30 protein-coding genes and 1 pseudogene are annotated in these 20356 nt (G+C 66.7%); 19 read left to right on the top strand and 12 right to left on the bottom strand.

All coding sequences use genetic code 11. The annotated features are described in order from the left end of the window. From AZG88_RS18515 to AZG88_RS18475, 9 genes are all read left to right on the top strand, one after another. A partial coding sequence (locus AZG88_RS18515) for an SRPBCC family protein (RefSeq protein ID WP_061698506.1) occupies nucleotides 1-1053 on the top strand: 1053 nt, incomplete at its 5' end. Then, nucleotides 1050-1463, top strand: coding sequence for a gas vesicle protein GvpJ (gvpJ, locus tag AZG88_RS18510; protein ID WP_060968971.1), 414 nt, complete (start codon nucleotides 1050-1052; stop codon nucleotides 1461-1463). The genes AZG88_RS18515 and gvpJ, both read left to right, overlap by 4 nt. Beyond that, the gene (locus AZG88_RS18505) at nucleotides 1463-2251 is read left to right on the top strand and encodes a GvpL/GvpF family gas vesicle protein (protein WP_005246462.1); all 789 of its coding nucleotides are present in this window, start codon (nucleotides 1463-1465) and stop codon (nucleotides 2249-2251) included. Before gvpJ ends, AZG88_RS18505 begins: the two co-directional genes overlap by 1 nt. Nucleotides 2252-2254: 3 nt before the next feature. Further along, on the top strand, nucleotides 2255-2506 hold the full coding sequence (locus tag AZG88_RS18500) for a gas vesicle protein GvpG (RefSeq protein WP_005246463.1): 252 nt from the start codon (nucleotides 2255-2257) through the stop codon (nucleotides 2504-2506). A gap of 6 nt (nucleotides 2507-2512) precedes the next feature. Continuing rightward, on the top strand, nucleotides 2513-2803 hold the full coding sequence (locus tag AZG88_RS18495; RefSeq protein ID WP_005246465.1) for a gas vesicle protein GvpO: 291 nt from the start codon (nucleotides 2513-2515) through the stop codon (nucleotides 2801-2803). Further along, nucleotides 2800-3207 (top strand): gas vesicle protein, encoded by a 408-nt coding sequence (locus tag AZG88_RS18490; protein WP_061698502.1) that lies wholly within the window; start codon nucleotides 2800-2802, stop codon nucleotides 3205-3207. The genes AZG88_RS18495 and AZG88_RS18490 overlap by 4 nt, the downstream gene beginning before the upstream one ends. Further along, the gene (locus AZG88_RS18485) at nucleotides 3194-3973 is read left to right on the top strand and encodes a GvpL/GvpF family gas vesicle protein (RefSeq protein ID WP_005246469.1); all 780 of its coding nucleotides are present in this window, start codon (nucleotides 3194-3196) and stop codon (nucleotides 3971-3973) included. The genes AZG88_RS18490 and AZG88_RS18485 overlap by 14 nt, the downstream gene beginning before the upstream one ends. Nucleotides 3974-3977: 4 nt before the next feature. Next, nucleotides 3978-4187 (top strand): gas vesicle protein, encoded by a 210-nt coding sequence (locus tag AZG88_RS55040; RefSeq protein ID WP_005246471.1) that lies wholly within the window; start codon nucleotides 3978-3980, stop codon nucleotides 4185-4187. Further along, nucleotides 4180-4512: a gas vesicle protein K gene (locus tag AZG88_RS18475; protein WP_005246472.1), complete on the top strand. Its 333-nt coding sequence runs from the start codon at nucleotides 4180-4182 to the stop codon at nucleotides 4510-4512. Before AZG88_RS55040 ends, AZG88_RS18475 begins: the two co-directional genes overlap by 8 nt. Nucleotides 4513-4534: 22 nt before the next feature. On the opposite strand, the gene AZG88_RS18470 is transcribed toward AZG88_RS18475, so the two are convergent. From AZG88_RS18470 to AZG88_RS18460, 3 genes are all read right to left on the bottom strand, one after another. Further along, complete coding sequence (locus AZG88_RS18470) at nucleotides 4535-4729, bottom strand: CsbD family protein (protein ID WP_060968974.1); 195 nt, start codon at nucleotides 4727-4729, stop codon at nucleotides 4535-4537. Between the two features lie 99 nt (nucleotides 4730-4828). After that, entirely contained in the window at nucleotides 4829-5887 is a 1059-nt protein-coding gene (locus AZG88_RS18465; protein WP_005246475.1) for an S-adenosylmethionine:tRNA ribosyltransferase-isomerase, read from the bottom strand. Further along, nucleotides 5884-6594 carry an SDR family NAD(P)-dependent oxidoreductase gene (locus AZG88_RS18460; protein ID WP_025432617.1) on the bottom strand — a complete coding sequence of 237 codons (711 nt, stop codon included), beginning with the start codon at nucleotides 6592-6594 and terminating at the stop codon, nucleotides 5884-5886. The genes AZG88_RS18465 and AZG88_RS18460 overlap by 4 nt, the downstream gene beginning before the upstream one ends. Before the next feature lie 244 nt (nucleotides 6595-6838). Between AZG88_RS18460 and AZG88_RS18455 the strand changes: the two genes are divergently transcribed. After that, nucleotides 6839-7159 (top strand): hypothetical protein, encoded by a 321-nt coding sequence (locus AZG88_RS18455; protein ID WP_005246478.1) that lies wholly within the window; start codon nucleotides 6839-6841, stop codon nucleotides 7157-7159. A 52-nt stretch (nucleotides 7160-7211) separates the two neighbouring features. Here AZG88_RS18455 and AZG88_RS18450 read toward each other — a convergent pair whose 3' ends face one another. Beyond that, a complete protein-coding gene (locus AZG88_RS18450; protein ID WP_061698501.1) occupies nucleotides 7212-7802 on the bottom strand; it encodes a class I SAM-dependent methyltransferase in 591 nt (196 codons plus the stop codon). A gap of 201 nt (nucleotides 7803-8003) precedes the next feature. On the opposite strand from AZG88_RS18450, the gene AZG88_RS18445 reads away from it, so the two are divergent. Continuing rightward, nucleotides 8004-9038 carry a Gfo/Idh/MocA family oxidoreductase gene (locus tag AZG88_RS18445; protein WP_061698500.1) on the top strand — a complete coding sequence of 345 codons (1035 nt, stop codon included), beginning with the start codon at nucleotides 8004-8006 and terminating at the stop codon, nucleotides 9036-9038. A gap of 272 nt (nucleotides 9039-9310) precedes the next feature. On the opposite strand, the gene AZG88_RS53775 is transcribed toward AZG88_RS18445, so the two are convergent. Then, nucleotides 9311-9808 (bottom strand): alpha/beta fold hydrolase, encoded by a 498-nt coding sequence (locus AZG88_RS53775; protein WP_231914078.1) that lies wholly within the window; start codon nucleotides 9806-9808, stop codon nucleotides 9311-9313. A 305-nt stretch (nucleotides 9809-10113) separates the two neighbouring features. Here AZG88_RS53775 and AZG88_RS18435 point away from each other — a divergent pair, with 305 nt between their 5' ends. Continuing rightward, nucleotides 10114-10455 (top strand): hypothetical protein, encoded by a 342-nt coding sequence (locus tag AZG88_RS18435; protein ID WP_060968978.1) that lies wholly within the window; start codon nucleotides 10114-10116, stop codon nucleotides 10453-10455. A gap of 62 nt (nucleotides 10456-10517) precedes the next feature. On the opposite strand, the gene AZG88_RS18430 is transcribed toward AZG88_RS18435, so the two are convergent. Then, entirely contained in the window at nucleotides 10518-10988 is a 471-nt protein-coding gene (locus AZG88_RS18430) for a DUF6194 family protein (protein WP_025432620.1), read from the bottom strand. Between the two features lie 63 nt (nucleotides 10989-11051). On the opposite strand from AZG88_RS18430, the gene AZG88_RS18425 reads away from it, so the two are divergent. Further along, nucleotides 11052-11822: a MerR family transcriptional regulator gene (locus AZG88_RS18425; protein WP_060968979.1), complete on the top strand. Its 771-nt coding sequence runs from the start codon at nucleotides 11052-11054 to the stop codon at nucleotides 11820-11822. Here the strand turns inward: AZG88_RS18425 and AZG88_RS18420 are convergent. Further along, nucleotides 11773-12402 carry a class I SAM-dependent methyltransferase gene (locus AZG88_RS18420; protein WP_037180785.1) on the bottom strand — a complete coding sequence of 210 codons (630 nt, stop codon included), beginning with the start codon at nucleotides 12400-12402 and terminating at the stop codon, nucleotides 11773-11775. The two genes, AZG88_RS18425 and AZG88_RS18420, sit on opposite strands and share 50 nt — an antisense overlap. Before the next feature lie 161 nt (nucleotides 12403-12563). Here AZG88_RS18420 and AZG88_RS18415 point away from each other — a divergent pair, with 161 nt between their 5' ends. Continuing rightward, on the top strand, nucleotides 12564-12986 hold the full coding sequence (locus AZG88_RS18415) for a nuclear transport factor 2 family protein (RefSeq protein ID WP_005246494.1): 423 nt from the start codon (nucleotides 12564-12566) through the stop codon (nucleotides 12984-12986). Nucleotides 12987-13006: 20 nt separating this feature from the next. Here AZG88_RS18415 and AZG88_RS18410 read toward each other — a convergent pair whose 3' ends face one another. Continuing rightward, entirely contained in the window at nucleotides 13007-14098 is a 1092-nt protein-coding gene (locus tag AZG88_RS18410; RefSeq protein ID WP_061698499.1) for a substrate-binding domain-containing protein, read from the bottom strand. Between the two features lie 151 nt (nucleotides 14099-14249). Between AZG88_RS18410 and AZG88_RS18405 the strand changes: the two genes are divergently transcribed. Together AZG88_RS18405 and AZG88_RS18400 are read left to right on the top strand one after the other, a co-directional pair. Then, the gene (locus AZG88_RS18405; protein ID WP_060968981.1) at nucleotides 14250-15599 is read left to right on the top strand and encodes a hypothetical protein; all 1350 of its coding nucleotides are present in this window, start codon (nucleotides 14250-14252) and stop codon (nucleotides 15597-15599) included. Beyond that, nucleotides 15599-16588: a glutamate ABC transporter substrate-binding protein gene (locus AZG88_RS18400; RefSeq protein WP_025432621.1), complete on the top strand. Its 990-nt coding sequence runs from the start codon at nucleotides 15599-15601 to the stop codon at nucleotides 16586-16588. Before AZG88_RS18405 ends, AZG88_RS18400 begins: the two co-directional genes overlap by 1 nt. Nucleotides 16589-16669: 81 nt before the next feature. On the opposite strand, the gene AZG88_RS18395 is transcribed toward AZG88_RS18400, so the two are convergent. The 3 genes from AZG88_RS18395 to AZG88_RS53770 form a co-directional block, all read right to left on the bottom strand. Next, the gene (locus tag AZG88_RS18395) at nucleotides 16670-17074 is read right to left on the bottom strand and encodes a hypothetical protein (protein ID WP_005246501.1); all 405 of its coding nucleotides are present in this window, start codon (nucleotides 17072-17074) and stop codon (nucleotides 16670-16672) included. Between the two features lie 100 nt (nucleotides 17075-17174). Further along, nucleotides 17175-17939 carry a haloacid dehalogenase type II gene (locus AZG88_RS18390; RefSeq protein ID WP_005246502.1) on the bottom strand — a complete coding sequence of 255 codons (765 nt, stop codon included), beginning with the start codon at nucleotides 17937-17939 and terminating at the stop codon, nucleotides 17175-17177. Nucleotides 17940-18040: 101 nt separating this feature from the next. Next, nucleotides 18041-18199 carry an RGCVC family protein gene (locus AZG88_RS53770; RefSeq protein WP_226955788.1) on the bottom strand — a complete coding sequence of 53 codons (159 nt, stop codon included), beginning with the start codon at nucleotides 18197-18199 and terminating at the stop codon, nucleotides 18041-18043. On the opposite strand from AZG88_RS53770, the gene AZG88_RS53765 reads away from it, so the two are divergent. Continuing rightward, nucleotides 18135-18332, top strand: coding sequence for a hypothetical protein (locus tag AZG88_RS53765; RefSeq protein WP_226955789.1), 198 nt, complete (start codon nucleotides 18135-18137; stop codon nucleotides 18330-18332). The two genes, AZG88_RS53770 and AZG88_RS53765, sit on opposite strands and share 65 nt — an antisense overlap. A 176-nt stretch (nucleotides 18333-18508) precedes the next feature. Here the strand turns inward: AZG88_RS53765 and AZG88_RS18380 are convergent. After that, nucleotides 18509-18820, bottom strand: a pseudogene (locus tag AZG88_RS18380) (3-oxoacyl-ACP synthase); the annotation flags it as partial. Nucleotides 18821-19040: 220 nt separating this feature from the next. Between AZG88_RS18380 and AZG88_RS18375 the strand changes: the two are divergent. Both AZG88_RS18375 and AZG88_RS55590 read left to right on the top strand, forming a co-directional pair. Further along, the gene (locus tag AZG88_RS18375; protein WP_025432625.1) at nucleotides 19041-19910 is read left to right on the top strand and encodes a hypothetical protein; all 870 of its coding nucleotides are present in this window, start codon (nucleotides 19041-19043) and stop codon (nucleotides 19908-19910) included. Beyond that, nucleotides 19847-20356: an NUDIX domain-containing protein gene (locus tag AZG88_RS55590; protein ID WP_082833370.1), complete on the top strand. Its 510-nt coding sequence runs from the start codon at nucleotides 19847-19849 to the stop codon at nucleotides 20354-20356. The genes AZG88_RS18375 and AZG88_RS55590 overlap by 64 nt, the downstream gene beginning before the upstream one ends.

Genomic DNA, 20356 nt, shown 5'->3' with positions numbered 1-20356 from the left:
TCCGACAAGGTGCAGGGTGCATCCGGGAGGCTCACCGATTACGCCGAGGGTGGCGGCGGAAGCCTGCTGTCCGCGGTCACCGGCAAAGAGCAGCAGGGTGACGGCAACGGGGACGAGAAGGGCGATGGCAAGTCACTGTTCTCCGGGTTGACGGACAAGGTGAAGGACACGGCGTCGGATGTGAAGGACGCGGTCACTGGTGGTGGCGGTGGCGGTGGCGGTAAGGGCAAGAAGCTCAAGTTGACCAATATCGTCGAAACGATCGATGTCGGTGTCCCGGTCCAGCTGGTCTACAACCAATGGACCCAATTCGCCGACTTTCCCTCCTTCATGAAGAAGGTCGAGCGGGTGGAACAGGAATCGGACGAAAAGGTCGAGTGGAAGGCTCAGATCTTCTTGTCGCACCGAACCTGGGAAGCGTCGATCATCGAGCAGGTTCCGGATGAGCGGATCGTGTGGCGCTCGAAGGGTGCCAAGGGTTTCATCGACGGGGCGGTGACGTTCCACGAGGTGACTCCCGACCTCACCCGCATCGTTCTGATCCTCGAGTATCACCCGAAAGGACTATTCGAGAAGACAGGAAACCTGTGGCGTGCACAGGGGCGGCGAGCACGGCTGGAGTTGAAACACTTTGCACGCCATGTCATGACGCAGTCCGTTCTCCATCCCGACGAAGTCGAGGGCTGGCGCGGAGAGATCCGGGACGGCGAGGTAGTCGAGCCCGAAGAGGACGAGGCGCAGCCGGAAGAGTCGGAAGAGCTCGAGGAAACCGACGAGCCCGAGGGCGACGAGGCTGAGGGCGACGAGGCCGAAGGCGACGAGGCCGAAGGCGACGAGGCTGAGGAAACCGACGAAGACGACACCGAGGAAACCGACGAGGACGCGGGCACGGAATCAGACGAGGAGGAGGAAGCAGAAGCACCGCCGCCGCGGCGCCGAGGTCGCCCGCGCAAGACCGCGGCTGCCGCTGAGGACCAGGGCCCGAAACGGCGAGGGCGCCCGCGCAAGACTGCCGCGAAGACGGCGAGCTCGCGACAAGGAGCACGACGATGACGGCAATACAACCGGCGGGGGGAGGTGGTGGCGGCGTCAGCGGCGGTCCCAGCTCGAGTAGCCTCGCCGACGTCATCGACACAATCCTCGACAAGGGTCTCGTCATCGACGCCTACGTGCGTGTCTCGCTGGTCGGCATCGAACTGCTGACGATCGATGCACGCGTCGTCGTCGCCAGTGTCGACACCTACCTGCGGTTCGCGGAGGCCGTGAACCGGCTCGAAATCGGCAGTGGCGAGCCGAAGGGCCTGACGGATCTGGTTGGGGACGTCACCGAGGGCGGCGCCAAGTCGAAAACCAAGGGCGCGATCGAGTCCGCGGGTGAGAAACTCGGCGACATCCTCGGCGGCGGGCAGGAAGAACCTGAGCGCGAACGTGTTTCGCGCAAGTCCACTCGAGGGGACAAGTGATGTCTACGTCAAACCAGAGCACCGACGCACCCGACGAGCCGCGCACCAGCGGTGTCTACGTGTACGGCATCGTGCCCGCCGATGTGGAAGCCGAAAAAGACGCGGTCGGAGTGTGTGACGGACCGGTCAGCATCGTCAAGCACGGCGACATCGCAGCGCTCGTGAGCGAAATTTCGGTGGACAGGCCGCTCGGCAAGCCCGAGGACCTCCGAACCCACGCGCACGTGCTGGATGGCACGTCTCGTGTGGCACCGGTGCTCCCGCTTCGTTTCGGGGCAGTCATGACCGATGAGGACGCTGTCGCGGAGGAGTTACTCGCGGCACACGCCGAGGAGTTCGCCGCCGCGCTGGAGGAACTCGAAGGCCGAGCACAATACGTCGTGAAGGGGCGATACGTCGAGCAGGCGATCCTCCGAGAAATAATCGAAGAGAACGAACAGGCGAGCAAGCTGCTCGGCACGATCCGGGATCAGCCCGAGGAGACCACCCGCGACGCCCGGATGGCCCTCGGCGAAATCGTCAGTAATGCCATCGAGGCCAAGCGGGACGAAGACACCCGCAAGGTGGTCGAGGCACTCGACTCGCTGTCCGATTCGGTCAACGTCCGGGAACCGACTCACGAGGAGGAGGCCGCGCAAGTAGCCGTCCTCGTCGAGGTCGCACGGCAGGAAGAACTCGAGAAAGCAGTGGGAGAACTGGCCGAGCAGTGGGACGGCCGGGTCGACATGCGCCTGCTCGGACCGCTCGCCGCCTACGACTTCGTGGTCACGCAGAAACCGGAGGGCTGACCGATGGGTCTCCTGTCGTTCATCGCCACGCTGCCGCTTGCCCCCGTTCGCGGGGTGATCTCGTTAGCCGAGTTGATACAGCAACAGGTCGAGGAGGAACTCCACAATCCCGCGAGTGCGCGCCGCGCACTCGAGGAACTGGAGGACGCACGTGCGGCAGGCGAGATCTCCGCCGAGGAGGAAGAGCAGGCACAGCAGGCCATCCTCGATCGAATGACCGGAACGGCACATCCCACCGGTCCGGAGAGGGAGTGACGGGCGATGGCAGAAGAGGAGCCACCACCGTTGCCGGCACCCGAGATCGCCGAGATCGCGACGCGTGACATTGCGCAGTTGACCGGCAAGAAACCACTGGGTGCGACCTCGGTCATGCCGACCGACGACGGCTGGGCGGTGGAGGTGGAGGTAGTCGAGGATCGACGAATCCCGTCGTCGACGGACATGCTCGCGATGTACGAGGTGGTGTTGGATCTGGATGGAGAGCTGTTGTCCTACCGCAGAACCCGCCGCTACATCCGCGGTGTCGGTGACAGTGGGAGCACGCAGTCATGACCATCGCCGGCGGCGGCGCGAGCAACCTTCCGCAGAGTTCGGGCGGCGGAATGGGCGGCGGGCACCAGTCGACGAACCTCGGCGAGATCCTCGAGCGGGTGCTCGACAAGGGGCTCGTGATCGCCGGAGACATCCAGGTCAACCTGCTCGACATCGAACTGCTGACCATCAAGGTGCGACTGGTGATCGCCTCGCTGGAAACCGCGAAGGAGGTGGGCATCGATTGGTGGGAGCACGACCCCTGGCTGACCGGCAGGAACAGCGACTTCGAACTCGAGAACCGGAAGCTTCGGGAGCGGATCGCCGAACTCGAGTCCGACAGGTCGGTTCGCCCTGCCGTCGAGGCCGCGGAAACGGTCGAGGTGGAGGCGAAACGTCAGGAGCCCGGCGATGACGGCGGATGAGGGTGTCTGGCTTTACAGCATCACCACCGACAGCATCGGCGACGCACAACTCGCCGGGGTCACCGGTGTGGCCGGCGAGCCGGTCCGCGCGGTGGCGTCGGCGGGTCTCGCCGCGGTGGTGGGGACGGTGAGCCTGAGCGAATTCGGGCAGGAACCTCTGCAGCGCAACCTCGAGGACCTCGACTGGCTTGCGGCAACCGCGAGAGCACACGACAGTGTGGTGGCTGCCGTGTTGCGCTGCGGTCCCACGGTTCCATTGCGGTTGGCAACCCTCTACCTCGACGACGATCGCGTTCGCCTCCTCCTCGACGAACGACAGGAGGAGTTCAGCACAGCGCTGCGCCGGGTGACCGGACGGAGTGAGTGGGGTGTCAAAGCGTTCGGAGACGCAAAGGTGCTGGCGCAGAACGTGAAAGAGGAACCTTCCGCGACCGGCGCGAAGGGAAAGGGGACCGCGTATCTGCTGCGTCGTCGTGCGGAGTTGAGCGCACAGCAAGACGTGGAACGCAGGGCGGCCGGCCACGCGGGCGAGATTCACTCCGCGCTCCTGGGCCGTGCCGTCGACGGGCTTCGACGGCAAGTCACCGATCCGGTGCTGACCGGTAAACGGGCCTGGATGATCTTCAACGGCACCTACCTCGTGGACAACGCACGGATCGACGACTTCGCTGCGCTCGTGTCGGCACTCGACGCCGAACGCCCGGGCATCACACTGGATCTGACCGGACCGTGGCCGCCGTACTCCTTCGCCGGGATCGACGGGTGAGGCCATGAGCGAGATGGTCCCCGCGGACGACACTCGCCGCATCGCGCTCGTCGACCTGCTCGATCGGGTGCTCGGCGGTGGTGTCGTCATCACCGGCGAGATCACCCTGTCGCTCGCCGACGTCGACATGGTCCGGATCTCGCTGCGCACGCTCATCGCATCGGTCAGCGCACTCGTCCCCGACCCGGTCGGGCCGGAGCCCGCCGATGACTGAGTCCGAGCCCATCGATTCGGATGCCCCGACCGACATCGGTCGTCGGGTTCTGCCACAGCGAATCGACGCCGACCCCGAATCCGTCGAGAAGGGCCTGGTCACGCTGGTCCTGACGATCGTCGAGCTCTTACGCCAATTGATGGAACGGCAGGCGATACGCCGAGTCGAGCACGGCGATCTCAGCGACGAGCAGATCGAACGCATCGGCACGACGCTCATGCTGCTCGAGGAGCGGATGGCGGAGTTGCGTGAGCATTTCGATCTCACGCCCGAGGACCTGAACATCGACCTCGGGCCGCTGGGGCCGCTGCTGTCGAACGAGTAGTCCGGACTCGCCCGAGGTTCGGTCAGTGTTTGAGGGCGTTCTTGATCTTCTTGCCCGCGTCCTTGACCTTGTCTCCCATCTGCTTGGTGTTGCCTTTGGCCTGTTCCTTGCTCCCCTCGGCTTCGAGGTGGGCGTTCCCGGTGGCCTTGCCGACTGCCTTCTTGGTGGCGCCTTCGGCGGTTTCGACCTTGTGCCGGATCTTCTTTCCGATGTTCATGACGACGTCCTGTCCTCTGTGATCCCTTCTGAATTGCCGAGATCACCAGTTTCAGTCAACTCGCCCACGGCGCCGCTGTCGAGAACCGCGATTGCATCGTCACTGTCGCAGCAACAGCGCACTGTCCCCGAACTCGTGCCACAGGTATCCGCGTGAAAGAGCCTCGTCGTAGGCGCGACGGACTGCCGCCTCCCCCACCACCGATTCGAGCAGCATGAGATGCGACGCCCCCGGCGCGTGCCAGCCCGTGACCAGGCCGTCCACCACCCGTGCCGGCCTCTCCGCGCTCAGTACCAGGTCCGTCCAGCCGGCGCCCGCCACCGACATGCCGTCAGAAGTGGCCTGGGTCTCGAGGGCCCTCGTCACGGTGGTGCCGACCGCGATGACGCGACCTCCGGCGGCGCGCCGGTCGTTGACCAGACGCGCCGTCTGCTCCGGCACCTCGTACGGCTCCGGTATCGGTGGCTCCCCTCGCTCCGGCGAGGAGACACCGGTGTGCAGCAGGATCGGCGCCACGACCACCCCCGAGGTCGCCAGGTCGGTGACCATCGGATGGGTGAACGGCCTCGCAGCGCTGGCCATCTCGGCGCTTCCGCCACTACGGCCGAAGATCGTCTGGTACGACGACAGAGGCCAGCGTTCGTGGACGTACGCGTAGGTGATCGGACGGCCCGAGGTGGCGAGCAGTTCCGCGGCTACATCGGCGACGCCGTCGATCGAGGCCCTCCACAGCCTGGTCGAACCGTGGGGCCAGGGTTCCACGAGGGTCGCAACAACGCCGCGCGGCAAAATGATCCGCGTTCCCGCCGCGACCGTGTCGAGGGCGCCGGAGGCCGGTCCCGGCGCTCGCACCTCGACCGCCCAGTCCCCGTTCCCGAGGTCGGTGGAGAAGTGCGCGACCACAGGTCCCACCGCGTCGACGGTCCCGTCCACCGCCGCGGCCAACGTCGACGACGCGTTCACCACCACCACGTCGCCGGCCTCGAGGAAGTGCGGCAGGTTGTGAAATCTGGTGTGTTCCACCCTGCCCCGATCGGAGACCAGCAGCCGCACCGAGTCGCGCGGCAGCCCCCGGCTCTCCGGTGGACCACTCGCCTCCAATCGCCGAGGCAGCGCGAACCGGAACTCGGCCGCGGAGGGGACGTGTGCGCGGGTCACGACGTCACCCCTGTGTTCGCTGCGACCGCGAAGTCCGCGGCGCGGTACCGGCCGCTGGGTGGGCTCGTGTCGAGCAAATGCAGCAGCGCAGGCACCACGGTCTCCGGATCGGGCCGATCCGAGATGTCCTCGCCGGGGAACGCCGCCTGGTGCATCTCGGTGCGCATGTCGCCGGGATCGAAGGCGTAGACCGCAAGGCCGGGTTCCTCGACCGCCAGCACCGCGGTCGCGTGGTCGAGCGCCGCCTTCGCGGCCCCGTACCCGCCCCAGCCCGCATACGCCTCGACCGCGGCATCCGACGAAATGTTGATCACGGTCCCGCCCGCGTCCCGCACATGCGCGATCAGCGCGGCGATCAAGGCGAGCGGGGCGAGCACATCGGTCGCGAAGACCTGCGCCAATGCGTCCTCCGGATACCGGGCGAGGGTGGGCATCGGGCTGGGTCCGAGCGCGCTGGCGTTGTTGAGCAACAGATCCAGTCGTCCCCGCGCCGCGATCTCGACGGCGATGCGCTCGCGCTGCCGTGGATCGGTCACGTCACCGGGGAGTGCGGTGATGGTGTGTGCCCGCGCGGCAACCCGATCGAGCGGTTCGACCCGCCTCCCGGTGATGATCACCTCCCAGCCACGCTCCGCGAGCGCGAGTGCGCTCGCCCGTCCCAGCCCTGCCGATCCTCCTGTGATCAGCGCCGTCCCGGTGCCGTTCATCGCAGACTCCTTGCCTCCAGTGACATCTGCGACCATCGTGAAACCTAAAGTCCACTTCATGTCAAGGACGGTGGGTGGAGCGTGCCGCCTGGCCGATTCACGCGGCGCATACCCGGGGTGGGATTTCCGGGTGGAGCGGACGATAATTGGGGTCCTACCGTGAGACGAATGCGTCACGGGAGACGACCCGCCCGGAACCCGGCGAGCTGAATCCGGGGCGCCCACCGAATCGAGGGTGAATCGCATGAACACATTCGCAGTGCGCTCGGCGCTCGCGGCGGCCGCCGCACTCGCCATCTTCGCCGCACCCGGGGTCGCGGCCGCGGCACCGAACCTGCACGGGGATCCGAACACTCCGGGCACACAGGTTCAGGTCGAGAGCGAGCCGGGCGACTCGAACAGCTACACCTGCGGGGCAGTCGGCGTCGCGGGAGCCGGAGTCGGGTCGAATTCCTCCGGTGGCGCCGGTCAGGTCAACGGCGCATACTTCGGGCCCGGCCCCGTCCAGGGCGGCTGCGTCGGTAGCGACGGGTCGGTCTACTTCCCGACCGGAAACGCCGAATGACGGCACGCACTAACGAAATGCCGACCGTTCACCGGGCCGACCCGCCCGCCGGCTAGATCCGCTCGATGGTCGCAAACCAGGCCGGTGCGCCGTCGTCGTGGAATCGCGTCTCGATCCGGTCCGGTTCAATGGCGGCGACCTTCCATCCATCGCTGGGGTCGAACGCCGCTCTCAGCTCCTCCCGGCTGACGGGGTGCGGGCCGGTATCGGGACCATCGTCGCTGAAGCACAACACATACACGGTTCCGCCGTGTTCGGTCACCGACGCCAAACTCGCCACGTAGCGTGGTCGCTCGGCGGCGTCGAACGTGTGGAACAGTCCGCAGTCCAGCACGGTCCCGAACCGGCGCCCCATACTGTCCAACTGGAACGCGTCTGCCACTGCGAACTCGACCTCGATCCGGCGGTCGTCGGCCTTCTCCCGGGCGATCGCCAGTGCCGTCGCAGCCACGTCGACGCCCAGAACCTGCAATCCCAGCGAGGCGACGTGAAGAGCGTTCTCGCCGGTCCCGCATCCCGCATCGAGCACCGCTCCGGCGAATCCACCTTCGGATGCCACCCGCACGATCGCCGGCTGCGGCCGGCCGACATCCCACGGCGCAGGCCCCTCGTGGTAGGACGCATCCCAGGGCCGTCCCGTCATCCGTTCGTGACTGGTTGGCTGCCGACCGCTGAACGGATCGTCGGCGTGGGATCCTGATCGCTCCGACAATGTCGTCGCCTCCCTGCAAGTGATCGTGCCACCTCATCCTGGCACGGCACTGCGCGGTTCTCGACCCTCGACACCGCGACTGCCTGCTCTACAGACATAGATTGTTCGAATGTCTTAACATATAATCCACGCATGAGTATGAATATCGGAATCGTCGGGTACGGACTGGGCGGCCGCTACTTCCATGCACCGTTCGTCGAAGCGGCCGAGGGAATCACACTGGGCGGCATCGTGACCCGCTCCGCCTCACGTGTCGCCCAGGCTGCCGCAGGCTTCCCTGGAATACCGGTGTTCTCGAGCCTCGGCGAGCTCATCGACTCCGGCGTCGATGCCGTCACGATCACCACCCCACCGCAGACGCGGCGCGAACTCGTACTCGAGGCGATCGGGCGGGGTGTGCACGTGGTCGCGGACAAGCCCTTCGCGCCGGATGTCGAGACGGCCCGAGAGTTGGTAGCAGCCGCAGACGACGCCGGCGTGCTGCTCAGCGTCTATCACAACCGTCGATACGACGCCGACATCCGCACGCTGAGGTCGGTGTTGCCGCGACTCGGCGACATCTGGCGTATCGAATCCCAATTCGACCTGGACGGTGCCGACACGCTCGAAACCGGCCCGACTGGCGGGTTGCTGCGCGACATGGGCGCACACGTCGTCGACCAGATGCTGTGGTTGTTCGGTCCGGCAGAGAGGGTCGACGCCCACCTCGATTATGTCGACCGCCCAGAGGGGCGCACCGACGCCGGCTTCGTCGTCAATATCACTCACCGCAGCGGGGTCTATTCGAGCGTCTCGTCGAGCAAGGTCAACCACTTCGAGGGACGACGGCTGCGGGCGTTCGGCAGCTTGGGCGCCTATGTGGCGGACGGTACGGACGTGCAGGCACAGACTCTCTTCGCGGGGACGCGGCCCGTCGACGATCCCGCCGGGTGGGGTTACGAACGACGGGAACGCTGGGGCGTCCTCCATACAGCAGAGGGCGCGGAAACGGTCCCGTCGCAACGGGGTGCGTATCAGGACTACTACACGGAATTCGCGGCCGCCGTTGCCGGCACCGGCGAGCAACCGGTGCCTGCCCGCACCGCGCTCGGCACCATCGCGGTGTTGGCAGCGGCGCGTGAAGCCGCGGAGAGCGGCGGCACGGTCGTCGTGCAGTCCGTCGACTGACCGGTAGCGACTGCGGCGGCGCTTGCCACGGTTCGGGGCTCAGGACGCGGAATCGAGAAATTCGGCGACAACCCTGTTGAACGAATGTGGTCGTTCCATGTTCGTCGCGTGGCCTGCGCGTGCGACGACGGTCGACGCTCCGTTCGGTGCGAGTGCTGCGGCCGCGGCGGCGTGTGCTGACGGCCAGAACTCGCTGTCGGAACCGGCAACGATGAGCACGGGAAGATCGCTCGCACGGATCGTCGAACACCAGTCGCGTTTCGCATGATCGTTCAACAGGGCGAGTTCCGGTGGCGACAGGGATCGGTCGACGCGGCCCATCGCGGCGAGCAGGCGGACCAACCGCATACCGCGTTTCCAGATCGGGGTGCCGTGGCCGGTCGAGGGAATCCCGTTCGCGAAGAACGTGTCGACCTTCTCCTGGTCGTAGCCGTAGACCCGTACGCCCACTCCGGCGCATTGAGCATCCGCGGAGTCTGATCGACCACAACCGCGGCACGAAGCCGCCCCGTGCCGTACGTGTCGACGTACGACCAGATCGTGTTTGCGCCCATCGAGCCTCCGATCATTGCCGCATCCCGCAGGTCGAGTTGCTCGATGAGGGCGTGCACGAGTCCGGCGCGTGTCTGCATCGTCGTGCCGTGCGGCATGGCGGGAGCCGTTCCGTGGCCCGGCAGATCCACCGCGATGACGCGGTGACCTGCCTGGGTCAGCGACGGGATCTGATAACGCCACGACGTGGCGGGGGCTGTGAAACCCGCCAGCAACATCACGCTCGACGAGGATCGGCCGTCACCGTGCACGGTGTAGTCGATTCGAGCCCCGCCGGATTCGATGGAAGGCACTGCTTCTCCTCTCCCCCACTGGTCCCGGCTGACGCGCCATGGTGCCCGCCTGCGGTCACTGCGACGGTAGTACGGACACGGGAATCCATCCATGGAGAACATCTCCACTCCGGCGCGGATTCACTGTGGAACCGAGATTCCTGCACCGCGGGTGTAACGTTCCGGGCCCTCGCAGACACCATTCGAATAGCTGTGGACGCTGGGCCCACGCATTCGAACAGGACTACGAAATGCACACCTCACTTCCCCACTCCGAGACTTCGCACGCGGCGAATCCGTCGGGCGCAGTGAACCGTCTCCCTCGAATCCCCCTGCGAAACCGGTTCGCCACGGCCGCCGTCGCCGCCGCGCTCGCCGTCATCCCCCTCGGAGCCGCCACCGCCATCGCGACAGCGGCCGAACACCCCGTCACGACAGTCGCCGCACCCACCATCCCCGGCGATCGCGGTGACCACGGTGACGGCCCCCGCCACGACCGACAACGCGACCAACGGCAAGAACGCAGGGACCAGAGCATGACGCTCGACGAACTCCTCGTCGGTTGGAACAGCAGCCAGATCTACCAGATGTGACGACGCGTGACCGGGGACGACGCCATTTTTCGTCGTCCTCGGTGCCGCGTGCCTTTCTCGTATCAGCGTGGGGTGGATTCCGCTCGTCGCTCGTAGCGCGAGCGAGCCAGGGTGTGCGCCCCGCGCAGCAACTCTCGAACGACTCTGCCGGTGCGAGAGCCAGGGTCGATGACCGCCAGCCAGCTCAAGGGGCCGTAGACGGGATGCGCGATGACGGTGTCGGGCGCACCGGCGTCGGCGACGCCCTGTTCTCGCGGTGCGTGGCCGGTTGCCTCGATGAACGCCTCCTTCCCTGCGTGGATGTTCACCCGGAACGCGCCCGCGCGGTCCAGACCCGAGCTTTCGTCCCCGGGGTAGTTCTTGGTGACGATGGTGGCGAAGGGCTGGGTCCTGTCGGGAACGATCCGATCCGGTGAGTAGTAGAAGAAGGTGTCACCCCAGCTGATCTCGGGCGAACCGTCGCCGGGGGCAGGCCTGAGTGTCAGAACGTCGCCGAGGCCTTCGACGAATTCGATGATGTCGTCCATGGTCATAGCTTCCAGCGTTTCATTAAAGTGCTCGTGGAGACCTCGACGAGCAAACGTAGGAGAAATACGGTGCCAAGTCTCCAATCACCTCATCTACGGACCGTCGATGTCGCCCGGCGTGCCGGGTGCTCCGTGCAGCACGTGCGCAACCTCGAACGCGACGGGGTACTGCCCCCCGCAACCCGCACAGACGCCGGATACCGCATCTACACCGAGGTGCATGTGCAGTCCGCGCTCGCCTATCGGGAACTCGCCGTCGGCGCCGGTCCTGTCGAAGCCAAACGGATCGTGCGCAGCGTGCACACGTGCCCGGCCGCGACAACGGTCGCCCTCCTCGATGCAGCACACGCCCGACTCCACGCGGAACGAACCGAACTGGCCCTGGCGAAGGAGGCCGCCGATGTGATCTCGACCGAACCGATCGACGACGTGCAGGCCTCGGACTGGATGGGCGTGAGCGAACTCGCCGTCGCCCTCGGTCTCCGCCCCTCCACGTTGCGACACTGGGACACAGAGGGACTCGTCGTCCCGGACCGGGACACACGCACCGGAGCGCGCCGATACTCCCCGACGCAGGTCCGCGACGCTCGCGTCGTGCATCAGCTTCGCAAGGCCGGTTACCGCATCGCACCTCTCCGCGGGGTCATGACACAACTCGGGCGCACACCCGGATCGGGTGACATCGGCGCCGCGCTGACTGCCCGCGACCAGGCCACCACAGCACGCTCCCGCGCCTTGCTCGACGCAACCGCTGCCCTCACCGTGCTCCTCTCGCTCCAGGAAGGGCTGGTCAGTGCGCGCGCGAAAACACTGCCACGAGAAAGTCGGAATCCTCGGTGAACGGGCGCAGATCCCACGTAGACAACAGCAGATCTGGCGTGAGGCCGTTGGCCCGAGCATCCGCGAGGAATTGCGAGAACTCGTAGCCCCGGTCTGCACCGAACCCCACAACCACTCGGCCGGTCGGGGCGAGATGGGAGGCGAATCCCGCCAGCACCGACTCGCGGGTCGTCGGCGCCAGGAAAGTCATCACGTTGCCCGCACAGACGATCACTTCGAAATCGGCTGCTACCCCGCGGGCCGGCAGATCCAACTCTGCGAGATCACCGACCAGCCACGTCGGACCGGGGTGATCCTCCTCCGCCACGGCGATGAGCACAGGATCCACATCGACACCCACCACGACATGACCGGCATCGTGCAAATAGCCACCGAGGCGGCCCAGTCCGCACCCCGCGTCGAGTACCCGACCGCCACGGCCGAGCATTGCATCGACCAGACGCGCCTCCCCCACGATGTCCTTACCCTGCGCCGCCATCGCCCGGAACCGCTCGACGTACCACGTCGAGTGCCCGGGGTCGGCGGCTGTGATCTCCTCCCACTGGCTGGGGATGCGCTCCTTGGGGCTACGTGCACTCATTACCGATTCCTCCTCGATCCGGCCCGCCCGGCGAGCCACTGCCACCGTATGCGACCCGACCTCGGCACCCCACCCGCAGCCCGACGGTGTTACGCCACCGGACAGTCTCGATCAGCGGGACTCCGGGCCGACGCAGCCGGACCTCCGAGGAAGATCGAGCCATGCCCGAGCCCGCTCCCGACCGCGTCCGGATCACCGACCGCCTGCACGTCGTGGCCGTCCTGCTCGACACGAAGGACTGGCCGGGGTTCGCGGCGACGCTCACCGAAGATGTCGTGGCCTACGGGCGGACCGGGCCGGCGGACGTGGTCGCCCGCGTCCGTTCCCACCTCGACGTCTGCGGCGCCACCCAGCACCTGCTCGGCAACATCCGCGTCGACGTCGACGGCGATGCGGCGCGCACTCGGTGCTACTTCCGGGCGTTTCACGTCGGCCTCGGCGACCGCGCCGGCGCGACGTACGAATGCCTCGGTGAGTACCGCGACGAGTGGCGACGCGAACCGTCGGGCTGGTTGCTGGCCGGGCGGGTGATCGACGTTCGCGCCGAAATCGGCGACCGCGGTGTCATCGCGCCTCTGAGCTGAACTCGCCGAGTTCCACCGGCTCAGCTGTGCTCCCCGCACACCGCGGATGCCGGATCCGGCGCACAGATCTGCTGCCACGTGTAGAAGCCGGAGTTGACCACGACCTGGAGGTTGTCCTTCGTGATGTTCTGCACGGGCAGGAACACCGTCGGCACGGCCATGTACTGGTTGTCGATCGTGCCGTTGATCATCTCCTCCGGAATGCCTTCGCCGTGGAGGATCGACGTGGTCAGCTGCGCGGCGACCTTCGCCTGGTCGGCCAGATTCTTGAAGATCGTGTTGTCGAGAGTCCCCTGCGCGATCAGTTGCAGCGCAGCGAGATTGGCGTCCTGTCCCCCGGTGACCGGGATCCGTCCGGCGAGCCCGCGGCCGGCCAGTGCCGCGACGATTCCGCCTCCCAGGTCGTCGTTCATGGTGACGAACAAGGCGATGTCGTTGTTCTCGCGGGTCAGGCATTCCTCCGCGAATGCCTGACCTTCGGCCGGGTCCCAGTCGTCGATCGCGGTCTCGCAGACCACGCGGATCTTGCCACTGTCGGCGAGTGGCTGCAGATACTCGTCCTGACCGAGCCGAAATTGACGGGTTCCGTATTCACCGAGGTTTCCCTCCACCCGGGCGATCTTCACACCGTCGCCGGGCATCGCGGCGATCAGATCCGCGGCGCGGCTCCCCTGCCGTCGGCCGACCTCGAGTGGATCGAAGATCACCTGAACGTCTGCCGGTCCACCGACCGCGTCATGGTCGTAGAGCACTACCGGAACGTTCGCCTCGGCGGCGGCAGTCAAGGCTCCACCCGAAAATCTCGCGTCCGCGGAGATCAGCACGAGCACGGACGCGCCCTCCGCGATCGCCGACTCGACCTGGCTCTGCTGACGGGCAGGATCGCCCTCGGCGTTGCGGACCGTCACCGTCGCCTCCGGTGCGAACAGCTCCAGGAAGTCGGTGAACAGGGGTTCGTCTCGCTCCATGAATCGGGTGGTCGTCGTGTTCGGCAAGAGAAAGTAGACCTTCTCCGGTGCGTCGTCACCCTGCTGCGCAGGGACCGCGCAAGCCCCGAGCACCACCGCTGCGACCGCGGCGGCGACGGAAGACGCGCGCACCCTTTTCCTCATGAGCCTGCCTTCATGACCCGAGCATCTCCAGTCTGATCGTGCCCAGTCTGGAGGTACCCGCAGGCAAGGCAGGCTACTCGCGCTCGTCGATGCTTTCGGTGTTTTCCGACCGTGATCGGCGCACACTGAGTGCAGGGATGAGGAGGAGAAGGTGTACCACCAGGACCGCGGCGCCGTATCCAGCGCAGATCGTGACACTTCGCCGGCCGACGAGCATCTCCTGGACGAATCCCTGCTCGTCGAACCCGAGGTCCACCGCCGCCCCTGGCGCGAATTCCTCGCGTCCACGCCCGGACGCCTGTCCCTCCTGGCCGTCGTCCTCGTCGCGGTGGCGCTGACGGCCGGCCTCGTGACGTCCGCCGTGGTCGCCGCACGGCAGCAGCGCATGGAAACCCTTCGCGCCCACACCGAACCGCTCGCGGACGCCGCGCAGAACCTGTTCAGCTCGTTGTCGATCGCCGACGCGGCAGCGACGTCGTCGTTCATCGCGGGTGCCATCGAGCCGCTGGCGGTACGCGACCGGTACAACCAGGCGATCGGCGACGCGTCGAACGCACTCGTCACCGCGTCGTACGGCGTCACCTCCGGCGATGTGGAATCGCTGCGACTGCTCACCGAGATGTCGCGGCACGTCGCCGTGTACACGGACCTGGTGGCGACCGCACGGTCCAACGACTCCGCGGGAAATCCGGTCGGGGTGGCGTATCTCGGAACCGCTTCGGCTCTGATGCAGGACACCATCCTGCCCTTGGCCGAACGCCTCTACAACGACCAGGCCCGCGCCGTCGCCGACACGCAGTCCCACACCGCCAGGTTGCCCGCCACCGCCATAATCGTCGCGTCGGCCGGGGTCGTCGTCCTCGCCGTCGCGCACGCGTACGTGGCTCATCGAAGCCGCCGCCGGGTCAATCCGGGACTGGCGTGCGCGACCGTCCTGCTGGCTGCTCTCGTCGTATGGATCGTGGTCGCCGGGCTGTTGTCGACGTCGGCGAGCGAACGCGCACGGATCGACGGCGCGGAGCCCCTCGCGGCGGTCACGAAGGCGAGGATCCTCGCCCAGCAGGCGCGCGCCGACGAGACGCTCGGACTGCTTCGTCCGGGTTTCGATCCGGCCGGGAGCGACTACACCCGGCACACGGACGCACTCGCCGAGATTCTGAATTCGGACGCGTCGCGGAACACCGTCGACGATGCGTCCGCCGCGTTCGACGGATGGCGGGCCGCCCACCGGGATCTGCAGCAGAAGCTCGCAGACGGCGACTACCAGGGCGCGGCGGACGTTGCGGTCGGTCCGGGATCGACGGCATCGACGGCCCAGTTCCGGGCCCTCGACGAAGGGCTCGAAGACGCCATGACGGCCCTGCGCACCGAGGAACTCGACGCGATGCGGGAGTCGTACCGCACGATGGCGGCGCTCGCCGTGGGTGGCATCGTGCTCGCCGTTTCCGCAGCGCTCGCCGTCGTCGCGGGGATCGAGCCCAGAGTGAGCGAGTATCACTGATGGTGCGACCACACTCGGATCGGCGACCGCGCTCCGCCCGGCTGCTCGGCAGCCTCGCGTTCGGAGCTGTCCTGCTTGCCGGCTGCGGCGCGCCCGATGCACCCACCCCGAGGTTCTCCGGCGACTTCACGGAGTTTCCCCTGTCGGCCGGCGCCCAGCTCATCGCACCGTCCGAGGCGCCGCCACCGGCCACGGAGCCGTCGGCATGTGTAGCACAGGCCAGTCTCCGTCCGGGGGCGCCGAGCCTCGGCGGCACGATCGACGATATCCGTGCCCGCGGCACGGTGGTCGTCGCGGTCGACCAGAACACCAACCTGTTCAGCTTCCGCGACCCGACTACCGGCACCCTCACCGGATTCGGTGTCGACCTCGCGCGGGAGGTCGCACGTGATCTACTCGGCGATCCCACCAAGGTCGAGTTCCGGCCGCTCGGAACCGATGACGGCGCCGAGATGCTCGCCCACCGCGACGCGGACATGGTCGTGCGTCCGGTTGCCCTCCCCTGTGAGGTTTCCCAGGACTTGGCGTTCTCCACGGTGTATCTCGAGGCATCCCGCCGGCTCGTGGTGCGGGACGGGTCGGGCATCTCCGGTCCGGCCGACCTTGCCCGGCGACGGGTCTGCACGCATAACGATCCGGCGTCGGTGTCGGCGCTGTCGCGTATCGCCCCCAAAGCCACGATCCTTGCGGTACCCGACTGGGACGACTGCCTCATGGCCATCCAGCAGCGGCAGGTCGACGCGGTCGCAGGCGCTGCCGTCCTCGCCGGCCTCGTCGCCCAGGATCCGAATCTCGAAATCGTCGGTCCCGAAACCGATTCCGCCCAATACACCATCGGCCTCGCTCCCGGAAACGACGACCTCGTCCGGTTCGTCAACGGCACACTGGAACGGCTGCGCACAGACGGAACCTGGACTGCTCTCTACGATCGGTGGCTGTCGTCGCTCGGCCCGGCACCCGGACCGCCGGCCCCGGAGTACCGGGACTGACGACCCCAGACCGCGAGCGCTCGTACTCGCGCGCAGTCCCGACAGATGGCGAACGGGTGAGGCGACAGACCACGTCCCAGGTCAACTCGGATCGTCGTCGGCGACGGTCTTGGGCAAGCCGGTCCCCATCGGGTCGAGCAGGGCGGTCGTGCGGGAACCCCATCGCTCGTGCGCGGACTGACGGGTCATCCCGGCGGCCCTGCCGATGGTTGCCCATGTTGCTCCCTGAAAGCGCAGGCCGAGAACGGTTTCGATGCCGTCCAGCCCGGCGGCGAGCTGGATGCGAAGACTCAGTAGGTGCCAGGCAAGGGTTCGCTGGTCGGGGATGTCCGTGCCCTGCTCGGCGTCCCATTCCGCGGTGCCGGGAAGCGGCCCGGTGCCGATGATTTCGTCAGCGTGACGGCTAGCTTCGGCGGCCGCAGCCGTTATCACCGCGCGAGCAGCGGCGTCGATATCCGCGCTGACGGCGCGTTCGACTAATTCCATGACAACCTCCATCTCTGTCAGGTATAGCCTGACAGGAGTGGTACGCGGCGTCAAGGATTACCTGACAGAGGTGAGTCACGCGACCCGAAGGTTCGCCACCTCACCTGAACCCTGCCGATTCCGCACGGAGCTGCGCTGCGAGATGAGTGATGTCGGTGGCTGAAATGTCCCAGCTGCCTGTTGGCGCCAGATCATCGGTCTGGTGCGGTCCGTGTTCGACGGGCCGGAGAACGAACGCTGTAGCCAGTCCCGTGGCGTGCGCGGCTTCGAGGTCGTCGTTGTGGGCGGCGGCGAGCATGACCTCGCCCGGGTGAAGACCGAGAAACTGCGCCGTTTGCAGGTAAGCCTGGGGATCAGGTTTGTATTTCCGATTGATGTCGGATCCGATGATCACGTCCCACGGGATTCCGGCGTTCTTGGCCATGTCGAGCAGAAGTGAGGTGTTGCCGTTCGAGAGCGGACCGATGATGTACTCGGTCTTGAGTGCCGTGAGACCTGGCACGCTGTCGGGCCAGGGGGTGAGCACATGCCAGGCGCGCGCGAGCTCGTCGAGCGCTCCGGCATCGTGATTCGTGGGGTCGATGCCCGATTCACGGAGCGCGAAATCGAGGTTCTCGCGGTGCAAGATATCGAGAGTCACGAACTCGCGGGCGCCGGAAAGGATGGCGTTCATGGATGGCTGGTAACGGGCGCGCCACCGGTCGGCGAACGCAACTGCGTCCACGTCGAGCTGATGGCGCGCCGCGTAGTCCGCGACAGCGGCGGCGATACCGGTGCGCCAGTCGACAACGGTGCCAAAGGTATCGAACAACACGGCGCGAACAGCGCGTCCCGTCGACGGGGACCGGAACGGCACACCAGCCATGGGCGTCCTTTCGACTCGAACGTACGACGTGGCATCAGAATAGTGCCGTCATGCAAGGCCGTCGGCGAATCGAACGGAGCGCCCATGTGTGAGCGTCTTTTTCAGTACCGGGAGTAGTGCTGTCCACTCACCTGTTCACCGGCGCAGATGCATTTACGATCGAGGCTTCGCGCCGAGGTCACGGCACAGAACCGAATCCCGAGCGCATCGTGGGAATCCGCGCTGTGTGGGCATGCCGTGCACGACGCCGCCGATTCCACCGTCAGCGCGGAGCTCGGTGACTCGGACACGAGTAAATTCGACACATCAGTCGGGTTCGACGCCATGGCGGCGCTCCAGTTCTCGGCCCTTGGACTGCGGGCCGGTGTGGGCGCCGAGGACGACATGGCATGACCGCGCATATTCGAATAACCCTCGACACCCACCACGCTACTCCCCCCGCCGCCCAACCCCCGCCGATCCCCGGGCGATCGCCGAGCCGTCAGGGAGCGTATGGCGTTGCGGGGGAGACACCGCACTGCTCATCGGATTCGGTGCAGGTCTCACGTATGCCGCTCAGGTCGTCACGCTATAACGAGTACATTGCGGGCGGTGCCGCCGCGGACGGCATCGGAGGCGAGAGCCAAGGCGAGGCAGAAGCCCGCGCACCCGGAGGACACGTCGAACGAGCATCCCACGATCCCCAGCCGGTGCGCGATCTGCGGGCCGGCCGCCGGCGTCTGACAGGGATAGGTCGAGGTTGCCACGATCACGCAGCCGATGGTGGAGTCGATCTGCCGGCAGATCTCGTCATTGGTCACCACCCGCTCCGGCCGGTAGACCCCCAACCCAAGAATGGAATTGTGTTGTAGCTCTTCTGCATTGGCTATCGAGGCAGTAATGGGGCTTCTCCGCTGTTGCACCCGCGACATTCATCGGTGGCATCCGCCGGGTGGCAATGCCATCCAGTGTCCGCGTGAGCCGCGGCGCGAGACAGCCACCCTAGGGTGGAGATGACGGCACCCTCCCGGTGTCGGCGACCGATCAGCGGCCGACCGGCGAGGTAGTCGAGTAGAAATCGCACACTTCCGCCCCGCGCCCGTGGGTCCGACAATAGGGAGCGTGAGTTCTCGACCTTCCGCCGCAGAGTGGGCGCTGAGTCAGGTCCACGCCGTGCGTGACGACCCTGCAGCCCGTCACGAGCTGATCGCCCGTACTTATCACGGTCCGATCGGCCGCGCACCCCGGCACTTGCCGTTCCGCCGTGCGGCTTTGTCGTTCATGCGCTGGCAGATTCGCCGCGGCGTGCTGGCGCCGCTCGGTGCGATGCCGCCCGGCAGTCCGTGGTGGCGAGCGGTCAACGAGCGGCTGATGCGCGACGGCTGCGAGGCTGTCGCCCGGAGCGGCGGAATGGGAGGGACGCCGTCCTCGCACACGGTCGATCTGTGGATGCTCTTCGTTGCCGATCCGACCGCACGCACGTGGTACCGGGCGCACAATGCGAGCATCGCCTCCGCCTACCTGGACCATCGCGACCTTGCCTGCACCGAGAGCCGCCCGGAGCGCTTCTTTCTCAACGTCGTACTGCTCCGTGTTCTCTATGCCCATGCCCTGGTCGCGGCGCCGCGTCTGGCGCTCGGGCGGCTCGCGCCGGCCGGTCCTCTTCTGGGAGATCCCCGTCTCTCGATGACCGGGATCTTCCTGTCCCTTTCTCGGGTCCTCCCCGACCGATATCCCCTCGGGGACGACGTCGCGGCATATGTCGCTGCTGAGCACAACGTGGGCGAGATGCTGGATTACGGCCTGATCGGGCCGCGACTGCAGCGATTGTACGAATGGTCAGCCGAAAAACTCGACGAGCCGAGGCTGCTCGACTGCATTTGTGACGGTAGTCCGACGTACGCCTGGTCCTACTCTGATCGCGAGGTCTGGCATCCAGCGAGCCCGGCCGCCACGATTCGCGCGGTTCGGCGGATATTGCCGGCGAACTAGGGGCAGCCTCTCTGCCGGCTCGGTGGAAGTCGACCGGGTTCTGGACCAACAGCTGTTCCGGTCACCCCTGCCGCGGCGAGAAGCTACCGGCGGCGGTCGCACGCCGCGTCGACGAGGTACTCGGAATCATCCCCGCCGACATCACACTGATTCTTCCCGATTTCCGGTGCCGGACAGTCACGAAGGCCGGCATCCTCGAGAACTCGATCTGCCCGGTCTATCGGGTCACCGCCCACACCCGGCTGGTCCACCCTGATCCGAACGAAGTGGAGATCCTTGCCTGGATTCCGTGGACTGCCCTCGTCGCACGGGCGGGTGGCGATGCGCGGTCTCTGAAACCGTGCTGTCGGGAACAGGTGCGGAGGCTCCGCCTGCTGGGCCCCGACCCCCGTCGCTGGCAGGCGTCGCCGAATTCGGGACTGCCACCTGCGGCACGCACAGCGTGA

The organism is Rhodococcus sp. LB1 (assembly GCF_001583455.1).
GTDB classification, from domain to species: Bacteria; Actinomycetota; Actinomycetes; order Mycobacteriales; family Mycobacteriaceae; genus Rhodococcus_F; species Rhodococcus_F opacus.
Note: the sequence above shows the minus strand (reverse complement) of the source record. Positions and strands in the feature narration are given on the sequence as shown.